Source organism: Algoriphagus sp. 10J20-15, from assembly GCF_055809615.1.
Map to the genome: position 1 here is coordinate 190,722 of NZ_JBVVUG010000032.1, position 13,821 is coordinate 204,542.

Below are 13,821 nucleotides of genomic sequence, written 5' to 3' on the forward strand. Positions count from 1 at the left end.
GTTTTCATCGTAAAGAAAAATATTATCTAGTCATTGGAATCGGAGTAAACTCTCCATCCTCACCTTTCTCCTGAACTAGGTAGTCATTTTTCATTCTTCTAAAACTTGTTCTAAAGCCTGTTTCAAACTTCCCCTCTTTTGCAAAAGGCTTGACGTAGTCCAACATGATCAAATATTGGTTTTCATATTCGTCATTTAGCGAGGTTTGAACTTGCTCAAGGGAGGTGTCTTCGACTCCTTCAGGCGAATAGGTATTTTGTGTAAAAATTTGATCAGAATTTTCCCAATAATTCAAATAGGTAAACGTAGCTGTGAGCTCATGACCTTTCTGCTCAAATGCCCGCTTGTAGTTCGCTGAGATTTCTGAGTTTGGTTCTTGCTCAGTTTCATCCTGAGTTCTTAAACTATAAGTCTGCAAATTGCCAATGGTATTCCAAGAGTCTTCATAACGAAAATCTGTGAGTCTATGCGCATCACTTCTTCGCCAGATGTAGGATAAAGTCAGAATACTATTTTCATTGAAATAATAATCCAGTCCACCTCTGATATTGTTATTCCAACTAGCCACCGTGCCTTCTCTAGTCTGATTTGAGATAAATGTGGTGTCTTGTGTATAGACTTCCTGATACAAATCTGCCACATTTGGTGAGCGTCGGTGGGCCAAACCATAGTTTATAAACCAGTTGATTTTTTTGTGCCTGTAGTTCAAATTCGCAGTGAAACCAAGGTTCGTGGGAGTTCCAGCGATTACTTCAAAGGAACCGTTGAACCCTTGATTATTCTCTTTTTTCAAAATGATATTAATGACACCAGCCATACCTTCAGCTTCATATCTGGCAGACGGATTCGTGATCACTTCTACTCGATCTATCATATTGGCTGGGAGCTGGCGCAACCCACTACTTCCTTTGAAACTAACCAACCCAGAGGGCTTCCCATCGATCAAAATTCTAACATTAGATGAGCCTCTCAATCGTACATTTCCTTCCGGATCTACTGCAATAGAAGGCAAATTCATCAGAATGTCATTTGCCGTTCCACCGGCATTTGCCAAATCCTTACCCACGTTGAAAATTCGCTTATCAAGTGAAAGCTCCATGATCGTTTTTTCACCGCGAACTACCACTTCTTCCAAATCTTCAGAAGTTGATTCCAACGTTATAATACCAAGATCAACTTTGTTGTTTTGAGGTGAAAAATTGATTGATCTAGTCTTATGAGATTCAAAGCCCATGAATTCAATCAATGCGTAAAAGTTACCATTAGGAACATCTATGCTGAACTTCCCGTTTTCTTCCGATATCCCACCGGCCACCAAGCTGTCTTTTTCTGAATAGATGCCAACAGTAGCGAAACCTAATGGGTTTTCACTCCCTTTTTCATGGATTGTTCCGGAAAGTTTGGCCTGGTTTTGTTGAGCAAAAGCGTAGGTGTTAAATAGGATTGCTATTGAAAGGAAAGCCCCGAATTTCCCAAGACAGCTAAGTTTGGTTTGGTCCATTTTGCAATTCTAGGTTTGATTTTTTGGGTTTCTTTACTCCAAATCAACTGTTGAAGGGAGTGGATTTGACAGGAATATATTTTGAATATTCGGGAAATCCAGAGATTAAGTGATCAATGGTCTAAAAGTTTGCTGGGAAATAACGTTTAGACCTTTGCGTTACTATTTCTTTGTTAGAAGACCTACTTTAATTCCCAAAGTCACATGTGGGATATAGTCCCTTCCGTTTATTCGGTATCGATCACTACCCAAAAAATTCTCGTCTTCTTTATTTTGAATTGGAGATACTTTTAGCATAGTTATTTTGGTGTACCTAGTCCGAATTCCAATTCCGACAAAACTGTCTAATAGTATATTTTGAGAAATTAATTTCTGCTTACCTAATTTTAATCCGGTGCCCAGCACCTGAAAGTCAATGTGTGCTTTATCATACCAAGTTTTGGAATTTGAAGAATAGTAGTAATCATCTGTACGATTGAAGTCCTTTTCGACAAAAAATAATTCAACCCCCCAATAGTTCTTTGCAGAATAAAGTTTTAATTCGTTCTTCGTTCTCCACATAGAGAACTGTTCATTTTTTCCTCTACCTGAAGAGATTCCAATAAAGCCGCCATTCAATCCTATTTCTGACTGAATACTAAGTTTTGGACTCAAAAAGTATTCAATTCCGCCCTGAACGACAACGGTCTCAGGTTCCAAAAGTGCCATAGGAGAGGCCTTAATCAAAATGTTTTTGTCAAGTCTAGGTATTTGTTGAGCGAAGTTTTTCGAAGGCATTAGCCAAAATAGTAGAATACATACCACTTTGAGCCAACAGCTTGATTTCATTTTAAGATCAAAATATCTGGTACTTGCATTGTTTTCTGGTGTCAACTTATTGAAATTTTTATTTCCTTCTAAATAGCTTTGCAACCAATTTCCTGGTATAATCAAATCGATCAATTGGTCCAATAAGTGAGCCATGTATCATTTCCATTCCGTCCATTCCAGCGAATTTGGGTTGGTTAGGATAGATTAATATGAAGCTATTATTCTTCAACCAAGTATTGATCAAGTTTGGAACCTGCTCCAATTTTGGATGGTAGGAAATGGTGCCTTTTCTGCTCAAAATCATGATCAAATTATCATCAGACTTTAGATGAATATTAAGATTTGAAAGCTCTTCCCATCCTGGAAATGCACGAAAATCAACTCTGATTGGATGATTTTTTAGGATATCGGCCAGGTATTCTCTTGTTTCAGGTGCTACATAAAAGATAATTCTAGCTCCAGTATTTCTAGCTATATTCCAGACTTTGACCAGCCAAAACGGGAATCCTAGCTCTTTTTCTGCATTCGGAGGTACTAGGATCAAATGTCTCTTGTGGGTATCGAACGGTTGATGGGATTTGTAAATAAAGGTCGTTGTATTTGATTTACTTAGCAGACCTTCCGTGAGATTTCCCAAAAAGCTATCATCTATACCTTGTTTTTCATGAAGGCCTAATACTAGGTCGGTAATTTTATTCTCATGGATTACACCTGTAATTCCTTGTTCAACATTTGTGTCATAACGTAGCAGTTCAATCAGAAAGTGGTCTGTAGCCGATGCTGTTTCACTCGCTTTGTTTAACGTTTTTTGAGCCTTCATTTCTGCCGCAGAATCCTGTAGATCTGGGTTGATGATACTCAAAGCATACATACTACTTTTCCTTTTTGGCGACTGGATTAAGATACTTAGATTGATAAGTTCATCCGATGTTTCCTGATTTCTGACAGGGATAAGAATTCGCTCAACAATTTCTTTTTCACTATTTGCATCGTCAATAACCGTTTCAGCTAGTGCAATATTCTTAGCGCCTTTTTGAGCTTCCAAAGAGGCAATGGTACAGGTGATGAGTATCATGATGATTGTACCATTTAAGATAGATTCTGATAAAAGGCGGATGGGCTCACCTAAATCATCATATCCTATAAATGTATTAAACCCGATGATTACAGCTGCTAGAGTTGCTGCTGCTTGGGCATTACTAAGTCCAAAAATTATCCTACGTTCATCTATTGTGAATTTGTATGTTTTTTGTGTTGCTAAGGCAGCTAGCCATTTTGCGGTAATAGCAATAGTCGTCATCACAAACGCTACCCAGATCGTTTCCCAACTTTGAAAAAACACCCTGAAATCAACTAACATTCCTACTCCAATTAGGAAAAATGGGATAAATATTGAATTACCAACAAACTCTATCCGATTCATCAGAGGCGAAGTATGGGGAATCATTGAATTGATGGATAGACCAACAAGGAATGCCCCAATAATAGCCTCAATTCCTGCAAGTTCAGCCAAAGTGGCACCTAAAAATACTAGTACTAATACAAAAATGTATTGAGAAGAATTATCTAAGTATTTTTTGAAAAACCATCGAGCAAGCCGAGGGAAACCAAAGATGATAGTCAGTGCAAATAAAGTGATAGAAAGAATTAGTTTTAGCCAGAAAAGAGTGTTTACTTCTCCTTTGGTAGAGCCAATAATTATTGCCAAAATCAATAAGGCCAAGGTGTCTGTGATTAAGGTTCCTCCGACTGTAATATTTACCGCTCGGTTTTTCCCAATTCCCAATTTTGAAATTAAAGGATAGGCAATTAAGGTATGTGAAGCAAACATGCTGGCAAGCAAGACTGAAGAGATCAATGACAAATCAAGAAGGAAGAGCCCTGAGATGATTCCTAATATCATGGGAATTAGGAAGGTATACATTCCAAAAACCAGGCTCTTATTCCGGTTTTTCTTAAACTCATGCAAATCGATCTCTAATCCAGCGAGAAACATGATATAGAGTAGTCCAGCAGTGCCAGAAAGAATAATCCCACTGTCCCGCTCAATTAGGGCCACTCCATTTGGGCCAACAATAGCACCAGCTATGATTAACCCTAATAATGGAGGGATTTTTATACGGTTTAATAGTATGGGAGCCAAAAGGATGATCAATAGAATCAATAGAAATTTGATCACCGGATTGGTAATTGGCAATTCGGATGAAAAAATCGATTCTAGGATCATGTTTTAGGATTTTATTTCTTATTCAAAGCTCCATGCTAACTAAGTAGGTAGTATATCCAATGTATGCTAGTAATAGTATGATAGCCTCCCATCTGTCCAGACTCTTTCTTTTGCCGGAAAACATAGCAATGAAGAGAAATAGCGTGCCACCTAAAAGCAAGTATATGTCGTTATTAAATGTGATTTGAAATGGTAAAGGTCTAATGATTGAACTTACACCGAGTATCAAGAAAATATTAAAAATATTGGAGCCAATTATATTACCTATTGCGATATCATTGTTCTTCTTTAAAGATGCCACTACAGAGGTAGCCAATTCTGGCAGGGATGTTCCGGCAGCAATGATGGTGAGTCCGATGATTTTCTCGCTCACACCTAAACTGTTGGCAATTGTCACAGCGTTATCCACTACTAGTTTTCCGCCCAAAACAAGCCCCGCTAGCCCGCCTAAAATCAGAGTCCAGATTTTGAGATTTGAGTAGACTTTTTGCTCTATTTCTTGATTAGTAGTTTCTGATTTGAGTTGTGTGAAAACATAGTATAGAAATGCAGCAAAACAAACCAATAGAACTATCCCTTCAATCATCGATAAACTAGGTGCTGTATTTGAGAAATAATTATTGACCATCAGCAATAAGATGATAGCCGCGATAAAAGAAAAGGGAATCTCTTTCCAAACCGAACTAGATTGAACGGCTAGCGGGGTAATTAATCCTGCTACTCCAAGAATGAAAAACAGATTAAAATTATTGGATCCGATTACATTACCGAAAACTATATCTGCGTAGCCTTGTGCGGAAGCAACTGAATTGACTACTAATTCTGGTGCGGATGTACCAAAAGCCACTATAGTCAGACCGATAGCCAAGTCCGAAACTTTGTGTTTTTTTGCTAGTACCGATGCACCATCTACCAGCCAATTAGCACCTTTTACTAATAGTAAAAGACCTGCAATAAGAATGACACTTTGAAGAATCATAGCTTTGGTGATTTTTCTTCTACAGCTAAATGCTTTAAAAATCTATCAAAAGTAGAATGAAATATGTAGGTAATTTCATGCTATACCAATAAATATTTTTAAAGGAAAAGTGGTTTGACTTTAGCCTATCTTTTATCATCCACAATTTTAACTTGCTTTGTTGTTTTTATTTGATGTTTTTCCTAACATGCTTATAAACAAATTCTTATGAAGCTGTTTTATTTGCCGTTAATATTCATGTTTACTTTTTCCGTTTCCGCAGTTTTGGCCCAAGAAAATATACCTCCACATATAAAGGAAGGTATTACCTATCGTGTAATGAATTTTCACCTTGGGTGGGAGTGATGCCAGTTGCCAATCCGGCTATTACTTACGATTTTACTCTTAACTATAAAATCGTTTTTGATTTGAATGGGAAAGTGAAAGACTCTACAGTCGCAAACCCTATTCTTTTAGAAGTGGCAAGGACTTATAATCTCACCGTTGCAAATGGAGTTCCTGCTGAAAAATTCAAGTAGCGGCTGTTATCCATGGAGGTTTGGTGGATGTGATATTAACAGAAGAGGACTACCAACCTCTGATGCTCAAAGTGCCTTAAATTGAATCAGTCGTTAAACCAGAGGTAAAGCATGGGCGATACTAATGGGCAATGGTCTCGGTTTTTTAAATTTCTAAATCACTTTTGTGATTTTAAAATCAGATTCATTGTAGGATACATAGATAATTAAGTAGTAATTCTACTGATACGAGGGGCGAATTCTAAGTAAGATAGATTCTGTTTGTGATGATCTCAAGTAAGCAACATAGCTTGAAAATTCTATCCGAACAGATTGCATAAGGGTATTAGGCTGGATGACAGTAAGTGCTACAGTATCAGCAAAAAGCTTGGTATTTGAGACTACTAAAAAAATCAATTTAGCTATTAAATCAAAAAAGGGGTTCGATAATAAATCGAACCCCTTTGATTATGTGTTGAGTGCTAATTACTTCACTTCGAAGCTAGCTCTTCTAGCCATTTGTCTTGCATCTGCTGATGACTTATCTACGCTGGTATCTTCACCATATCCTTTGTAGGATAATCTTGAAGCATCAACTCCTGAAGCTACTAAGATGTCATAAACAGCCTTAGCTCTTCTTTCAGAAAGTTTCATGTTGTAATCTTCAGGACCTAATTCATCAGCATAACCTTTGATTTCAACACTTACCCCTGGATTCTTTTTCAAGAAATTTGAAACATAGCTAGCTGCGCTAGTAGAGTATCCAAGTGGCTTAGAGCTATCGAATGCGTAGTAAACATTAACATAACCGTCATTGATAGCTTTCTTGAAGAAATCAAGTTGCTCTTGTACTTCTTCAACTGGACATCCATTTGTTGATGCTGGACCAGGAAGGAAAGGACACTTATCCATGTGATCAGGAGTTCCATCACCATCAGAATCCAAAGTCATACCTGCGGAGTTAACTCTTGCACCAGCTGGAGTATTAGGCTCTTTATCTAAATAATCAGGAACGCCATCACCGTCAGAATCCTTCAACATATCTTTGATTCCGTTGATTTGAGTAGCAAGTTCTTCTTTTGTAGCATATTTATCTGCAGCAATGTACCAGTCAGCGTGCTCTTCATTTTTACCTAAGTAGAACTGAAGACCTATTGTACCAGTCCACAATACGCTATTAGCTCCGAAGAAACCATTGTCGATCGCTGGTCCGATTGGAGTAGATCCATCCCAAGTAACTGTCTGGCGACCGTTAATGATGGTACTGATGTCTCCATAAAGAGCAACACCTTTACCCAACTTCAATTGAGGAGTTACACCAACTATAAAGTTGTAAACGTCATCAGTTTCACCTGCATAAAGGTTTTCTTGAGGTTTCACACTACCGATACCACCACCAAAATGACCTAGCAAACCTAGAGATCTTGAAAATGATTCGAAATTCATGATTCTACCAAGGTTGGAAACCATTTGAAGATCCAAACGATAATATTTGGTGTCAAATGAACCTGTCATAGCATCGTCATTACCTGCTTCTTTCACAGATCCGAAACCGTAATCTAGTTTCAAACCAAATTTCTCGTTAAACATGTACCTAGCACCGAAATCGATGTGACCTAAGTTGAGAGTAGGAGACAGATATCCAGCTGCAATGGGTGCCATCGGTTTATTAAAACCTCCGCCAACTTCCAGAGAGAATTTGTCGAATTCCTGTGCATTTGCTCCAACTGAAAGAGCGCCTGCGATAATTGTTGATAGTATTAGTTTTTTCATAACAAAAAATTTTTGTTCAAATTTTAAGTGTTGATTGATGTGAATACAAATTTATAAACTTTTAATTTACTACAAATCTAGCTGAATTATTTAAAACCCACTGAGGATAAAAAATAAATTCCAGTCTTTTTTCAAATATAACATCGAAATATTAACATAATTTATGCCACAATGAAATTTTTATTCGAAATCCTTAAACAAAACAGTGTTTCGGGAGATGAATCCAAAACGTCAGAATCCATATTAAAGTATATAGCACAACGGAAGAAAAGTTGGAAAGTTTTGCCAGAAATCTATTCTGGAGAAGATTTTCATGATTGTATTTTACTGAAATTTGGAAAGCCTAGAACAGCTGTTTTTGCTCATATAGATACCATAGGATTTATGTCAAGGTATAATAATCAGCTGATTAGCATTGGCGGGCCAGAGGTAATTGAAGGTACTTTATTGGAGGGGAAGGACTCGTTAGGAGAGATATCTTGTAAAATAAAAGGTGATGAAAATAATATTTCTCATGATTTTCCGAGAGGTATAGACCCTGGTACTCGCCTATCTTTTGCTCAGAATATTAGAATAAACGATGAATTTATTCAGGCAGCCTATTTGGATAATAGGTTAGGAGTTTATTCTGCGCTAGAGCTCTGCGAAAAAATTTCCGATGGTTGGGTGGTATTTTCCACATATGAGGAACATGGCGGAGGAAGCATGCCATTTTTACTCAAGTTCATTCAGGAAACATCTCCCGTTAAACAAGCATTGATCTCTGATATTACCTGGATTACAGAAGGGGTTCAGTTTCATAAAGGCGTGGTGATTTCCATTAGAGATAAATTTATCCCCAGAAAAAAGTTTATTGATAGAATAATAAGTCTTGCAAATGAAAGTGGAATACCCTTCCAGCTTGAAGTGGAGGAATATGGCGGAAGTGATGGTAGAGAGGTGCAGTTTTCCCCATATGCAATAGATTGGTGTTTTATAGGTGCAGCTGAAGAAAATGTACATTCTCCGGATGAAAAGGTTTCTTTGGTTGATTTGGAAGCGATGCTAAAGATTTATCCCTACTTACTAGAGAGACTTTAATTATATAGGATGAGTATTATTTTAAAAGACAAGATATTTGAGATTTACCTAAGCGCCGAAAAGATTCGTGTTAGGAATACAGAACTTGGGAAAGCTATATCTCGGGATTTTGTAGGCAAGGAATTGGTTGTAATTGGGATTTTGAATGGATCCTTTGTGTTTATGGCTGATCTATGCAGGCAAATAGATTTACCAATTTCTACTTCTTTTATAAAAGTGAGTAGTTATTCAGGAACAGAATCAACAGGGAATGTGCGGTCTATCTTAGGCTTAGAAGAAAAAATTGAGGGAAAAAATGTACTGATTGTAGAGGATATAGTTGATACTGGAATCAGCATGGATTATTTGTTAAAGGCACTTTCTGAGTTCAATCCTGCCAAAATTTCCATAGTAACTTTGCTACACAAACCTGATGCTTTTCAGTTTAATTACGCGTTGGATTATGTGGGTTTTGAAATTCCCAATAAATTTGTGGTCGGTTACGGCCTTGATTACGATGGTTTGGGTAGGAATTTACCTGATATTTACCAGCTCAGTACTCCTTAAATAATAGACTTACGAATGTATAATATTGTATTATTTGGTCCTCCGGGTGCAGGCAAAGGCACTCAAAGTGAAAAACTTATTGAGAAATACGGACTTACTCATTTATCCACTGGGGATCTTTTTAGAAAGCACCTAGGAGAAGGAACGGAACTTGGCCTACTCGCCAAAAAGTACATGAACGAAGGTCGATTGGTTCCTGATGAGGTTGTGATTGGAATGGTTGAGGATAAGATCAATGAGACTAAAAATGCCAAAGGATTTATTTTTGATGGCTTTCCACGTACTACCGCACAGGCAGAAGCTTTGGATAAAATGCTCTCTAAGCATAGTCTTGAGATCAATGGCATGATAGCTCTTGATGTACCTGAAGAAGTATTGAGAGTGAGAATTAAAGAGCGGGGTAAAACTTCTAACCGAGTGGATGATCAAGATGATGAAAAAATCAACACACGTATAAAAGTATACTTGGATGAGACTCTCCCGGTAGCTGATTATTATGGTTCACAAGAGAAACTTCAGAAAATCAATGGCGTAGGAGAGATCGATCAGATCTTCTCAGACATCACTTCGGTAATTGATAGCTACTGATTGCCTTTAATTTCCTAATTTTGCAAATCATATATGGCTAAGCTAGTAAGCTTAGCCTTTTTCTTTATCACAAAATGGCTGATTCAAATTTCATAGATTATGTAAAGTTCTGTTCCAGGTCTGGGGCAGGTGGACCTGGATCTACGCATTTTCGGAGAGAAAAGCATGTGCCTAAAGGAGGACCCGATGGCGGCGATGGCGGAAGAGGGGGACACATTATAGTAAGAGGCACGACTCAAGTATGGACTTTGCTACATCTCAAGTACAAAAAACATGTTATTGCCGAGGCTGGGAAAAGTGGCGAGGGAGGAAGAAGAACTGGTGCTGACGGTAAGGATATAATTTTGGAAGTACCACTTGGTACCATTGCAAAAGATGCTGAAACAGGAGAAAAACGCTTCGAAATCACAGAAGATGGCCAAGAAGTAATTCTTACCAAAGGCGGGAGAGGTGGACTGGGAAATGACCATTTCAAAACATCTACGAATCAAGCTCCTCATTATTCTCAGCCTGGAGAAGAAGGAATCGAAGAGTGGATTATTTTAGAGTTGAAGCTTCTGGCGGATGTAGGTTTGGTAGGATTTCCAAATGCGGGCAAATCGACCTTGCTTTCTTCTATATCTGCAGCTAGACCTGAGATTGGAGATTATCCTTTTACTACCCTTGTGCCAAATCTTGGCGTTGTAGCCTACAGAGGAGATCAGTCTTTCGTGATGGCAGACATCCCAGGAATCATCGAAGGAGCTGCAGAAGGCAAAGGGCTAGGAATTCGTTTTCTCCGCCATATAGAGCGCAACTCGATTTTACTATTCATGGTGCCTGCAGACGCTGCTGATATTGGAGAGCAATACAGAATTTTACTGGGAGAACTGGAAAAGTATAATCCAGAATTGCTAGATAAGCGAAGACTGCTTGCTATATCCAAAGCAGATATGCTGGATGACGAACTTGTCAAGGAAATGGAAAAAGAAGTCCCGGAAGGAATTCCTTATGTGTTTATATCTTCTGTCTCCCAATACAATCTTGACAGGCTTAAAGATCTAATCTGGCAGGCTATACACGAGGGGTAAGGTGTCAGTTTGTCAGACATCGCGCAATGGCAACAATATTGATAACCCCATAACGCCAACTATTGTCTATTTCAATTATGACTAATAAAGAACAAGTGGATCAAGAAATGAATCTCAAGGACGAGAATATCAATGAGGAAGCGGTAGAAAACGCTTCTTCCGAAACGGAACTTGAAGAACAAGCTCCTCAAACTGAATCAGAAGAAAATAAATTGGAGTATGAAGTAGCCGATCTTAAAGATAAATACCTTCGTCTCTATTCAGATTTTGAGAATTATAGAAAAAGAACTGCAAAGGAGCGATTGGATTTGATTTCAACAGCTTCCGAGGATGTTATTAGGGATCTAATTCCAATTTTGGATGATTTTGAGCGAGCTTTAAAAGCCAGTGAAAATGAGGCTGAAGGAGCTAAAGTAAGAGAAGGTGATCTTCTTATTTTTCAAAAATTCGGAAAAATACTTGGTTCAAAAGGCTTAAAGCCAATGGATGATCTAGTAGGTAAGCCTTTCGATCCGGAAACCCAGGAAGCAATAACCCAGATCCTGGCACCTAGCGAAGACTTGAAAGGAAAAGTAGTTGATGTAATCGAAAAAGGTTACGTATTAGGAGATAAAGTAGTACGCTACGCAAAAGTAGTGACAGGAGCATAATATTATGGCGAAAAGAGATTATTACGAAGTACTTGGAGTAACAAAGTCCGCATCTGCCGATGAAATAAAAAAGGCGTATCGGAAACTAGCGATTCAATTTCATCCGGATAAAAATCCTGACAATCCAGAAGCTGAAGACAAATTCAAAGAAGCAGCTGAGGCTTACGAGGTTTTAAGTAATCCTGAGAAAAAGCAACGTTATGATCAATTTGGTCATCAAGGTGTTGGTGGAGCTGGAGGTTTTGGCGGCGGTGGAATGAACATGGATGACATCTTTTCCCAATTCGGCGATATTTTCGGCGGAGGAGGCGGAGGCGGTTTCGGTTCATTTTTCGGCGGAGGCGGCGGTGGCCGTCGCACCAAAAAAGGAACGAATCTTCGCGTAAAGATGAAGTTAACTCTTGCTGAGATTGCTAATGGCGTGGAGAAAAAGATTAAAGTGAAACGCCATCTTATAGCTGATGGAGTCACTTTCAAATCTTGTTCAGCATGCCAAGGATCTGGCCAGGTTAAGAAAGTAGTGAATACGATGTTGGGCCAAATGGTTTCAGCTAGCACCTGCGGTGTTTGTGGGGGAAGTGGTCAGATTGTAGATAAAAAGCCTGCTGATGCTGACGCAAGAGGTCTAGTGGTGAAAGAGGAAGTGATTTCTATCAATATCCCTGGCGGGGTAGCTGAAGGAATGCAGCTAAGTATGTCTGGCAAAGGGAATGAGATTCCTGGTGGAATTGCCGGAGATCTTCTTATAGTTATAGAGGAAATTGAAGATAAGGTACTTCAACGTGATGGGAATAATGTGATCTATGATCTATACGTTTCCTTTGTAGATGCAGCACTTGGTGCTTCTATAGAGGTGCCAACCATAGAAGGAAAAGTAAAAATCAAAATTGAGCAAGGAACTCAAAGTGGTAAAATGCTCCGTTTGAAAGGAAAGGGTATTAAAGATATAAATGGATATACCAAAGGTGATCAATTGATCATGGTCAATGTGTGGACGCCTACCCATCTATCCAAAGATGAAAAAGAAGCGTTAGAAGGACTGAGATACTCAGACAACTTCAAACCAGATCCAGGAAACAGCGAGAAATCCTTCTTTGATAAAATGAAAGAGTTCTTTTAATACAATAAAGCCAGAAGCAATTCTGGCTTTTTTTATATTTTTAAAAAACCTTTTTAAAGTCGCCTCGTAACCTTACCGTATGCTTAAAAGATTGTGTCTGCTTTTTCTGATGATGATTGGATGGGTAGCTGTGGGTAAGGCGCAACTAGTCAAAGAGTTCAAGGCGACAGAAAAAGACGGTTTTGATATGGTTGCTTTGGAGTTCACCTCCTACAAGAGTACCACACAGCTGAAGAGAACCAAATCTTCAGATCCTGTCTATATTCATGGGCATCTCGATCAAACGAATATCCTTCCGGTATTTTCTCAGAAAGTATCAAATAATATACTTCAGACCACATTGGTTCATAAGAACGTGGAGTCCGAAAATCTCGGGAAAAGTATCACATCCAAACTATTTTCGGGATCTTCAGATGATTTTGATCACAGCTGGAATGTAGGTTTAAGTACCAATTATCTTTATCATCTCGATTTTAATTTGGGAATGGGCAAGTCAGACTTTGACCTTGCCAATCTAACCATCAGTCAGCTGAAAGTGAAAAGTGCCAGTGCTGATGTGGCTATCCGCTATAGTAGCGACTCTCCAAATCAAGTTCAGATGGATACCCTTTTGGTAACCCTAAATATGGGGACCGTAGTGGTAAATGATGCCAATTTCACCAATGCCAAGAGAATGATATTCGAAGTTAACTATGGCAAAATCGATTTGGAATTCTCAGATGGCATGCATAATGCCAGCCATATTATTGCTGCAGTTGGTGCAGGAACACTTCACGTGCGTTTGCCTTCTGACTCTTTTCCCATCAAAATAAAAATGAGAACTACGGCTATGTGTAAAACCACCTTGCCAAAGTATTTAAAAACCTTAGAAAAAGGAACATACATAACAAAAGGGTTCAAAGTGGATGACCCAAGATTAATGGAATTGATCATTGATGTAGGAGTGGGTTCTTTAACAGTGGAATAATTCCTATTTTTTC

Annotated in this window: 13 protein-coding genes; 8 read left to right on the forward strand and 5 right to left on the reverse strand. The window is 38.5% G+C overall.

The features are described from left to right. Positions 1–22: 22 nt before the first annotated feature. The 4 genes from AC0L6R_RS13100 to AC0L6R_RS13115 all read right to left on the reverse strand — a co-directional run bounded on the left by AC0L6R_RS13100 (position 23) and on the right by AC0L6R_RS13115 (position 5,517). Entirely contained in the window at positions 23–1,501 is a 1,479-nt protein-coding gene (locus tag AC0L6R_RS13100) for a TonB-dependent receptor (RefSeq protein WP_473271592.1), read from the reverse strand. Positions 1,502–1,663: 162 nt separating this feature from the next. Next, on the reverse strand, positions 1,664–2,209 hold the full coding sequence (locus tag AC0L6R_RS13105) for a DUF3575 domain-containing protein (protein WP_473271594.1): 546 nt from the start codon (positions 2,207–2,209) through the stop codon (positions 1,664–1,666). 178 nt (positions 2,210–2,387) lie between these two features. Then, complete coding sequence (locus tag AC0L6R_RS13110; protein ID WP_473271596.1) at positions 2,388–4,538, reverse strand: cation:proton antiporter domain-containing protein; 2,151 nt, start codon at positions 4,536–4,538, stop codon at positions 2,388–2,390. A 22-nt stretch (positions 4,539–4,560) separates the two neighbouring features. Continuing rightward, the gene (locus AC0L6R_RS13115) at positions 4,561–5,517 is read right to left on the reverse strand and encodes a calcium/sodium antiporter (RefSeq protein WP_473271598.1); all 957 of its coding nucleotides are present in this window, start codon (positions 5,515–5,517) and stop codon (positions 4,561–4,563) included. A 341-nt stretch (positions 5,518–5,858) separates the two neighbouring features. On the opposite strand from AC0L6R_RS13115, the gene AC0L6R_RS13120 reads away from it, so the two are divergent. Continuing rightward, a complete protein-coding gene (locus tag AC0L6R_RS13120; RefSeq protein WP_473271599.1) occupies positions 5,859–6,035 on the forward strand; it encodes a hypothetical protein in 177 nt (58 codons plus the stop codon). A 465-nt stretch (positions 6,036–6,500) separates the two neighbouring features. Here AC0L6R_RS13120 and AC0L6R_RS13125 read toward each other — a convergent pair whose 3' ends face one another. Next, on the reverse strand, positions 6,501–7,787 hold the full coding sequence (locus AC0L6R_RS13125; protein ID WP_283414682.1) for an OmpA family protein: 1,287 nt from the start codon (positions 7,785–7,787) through the stop codon (positions 6,501–6,503). 171 nt (positions 7,788–7,958) lie between these two features. Here AC0L6R_RS13125 and AC0L6R_RS13130 point away from each other — a divergent pair, with 171 nt between their 5' ends. From AC0L6R_RS13130 to AC0L6R_RS13160, 7 genes are all read left to right on the forward strand, one after another. Then, the gene (locus AC0L6R_RS13130; protein ID WP_283414681.1) at positions 7,959–8,867 is read left to right on the forward strand and encodes an aminopeptidase; all 909 of its coding nucleotides are present in this window, start codon (positions 7,959–7,961) and stop codon (positions 8,865–8,867) included. 9 nt (positions 8,868–8,876) lie between these two features. Continuing rightward, a complete protein-coding gene (hpt, locus tag AC0L6R_RS13135) occupies positions 8,877–9,413 on the forward strand; it encodes a hypoxanthine phosphoribosyltransferase (protein ID WP_283414680.1) in 537 nt (178 codons plus the stop codon). 15 nt (positions 9,414–9,428) lie between these two features. After that, the gene (locus AC0L6R_RS13140; RefSeq protein ID WP_283414679.1) at positions 9,429–10,001 is read left to right on the forward strand and encodes an adenylate kinase; all 573 of its coding nucleotides are present in this window, start codon (positions 9,429–9,431) and stop codon (positions 9,999–10,001) included. Positions 10,002–10,075: 74 nt separating this feature from the next. After that, entirely contained in the window at positions 10,076–11,071 is a 996-nt protein-coding gene (obgE, locus tag AC0L6R_RS13145; RefSeq protein ID WP_473271600.1) for a GTPase ObgE, read from the forward strand. Between the two features lie 77 nt (positions 11,072–11,148). Next, positions 11,149–11,721, forward strand: a complete 573-nt coding sequence (locus AC0L6R_RS13150; RefSeq protein WP_473271601.1) for a nucleotide exchange factor GrpE — start codon at positions 11,149–11,151, stop codon at positions 11,719–11,721. Between the two features lie 4 nt (positions 11,722–11,725). Continuing rightward, a complete protein-coding gene (gene dnaJ / locus AC0L6R_RS13155; protein ID WP_283414676.1) occupies positions 11,726–12,841 on the forward strand; it encodes a molecular chaperone DnaJ in 1,116 nt (371 codons plus the stop codon). A gap of 79 nt (positions 12,842–12,920) precedes the next feature. Next, positions 12,921–13,808, forward strand: coding sequence for a hypothetical protein (locus AC0L6R_RS13160; RefSeq protein WP_473271602.1), 888 nt, complete (start codon positions 12,921–12,923; stop codon positions 13,806–13,808). Positions 13,809–13,821 lie beyond the last annotated feature (13 nt).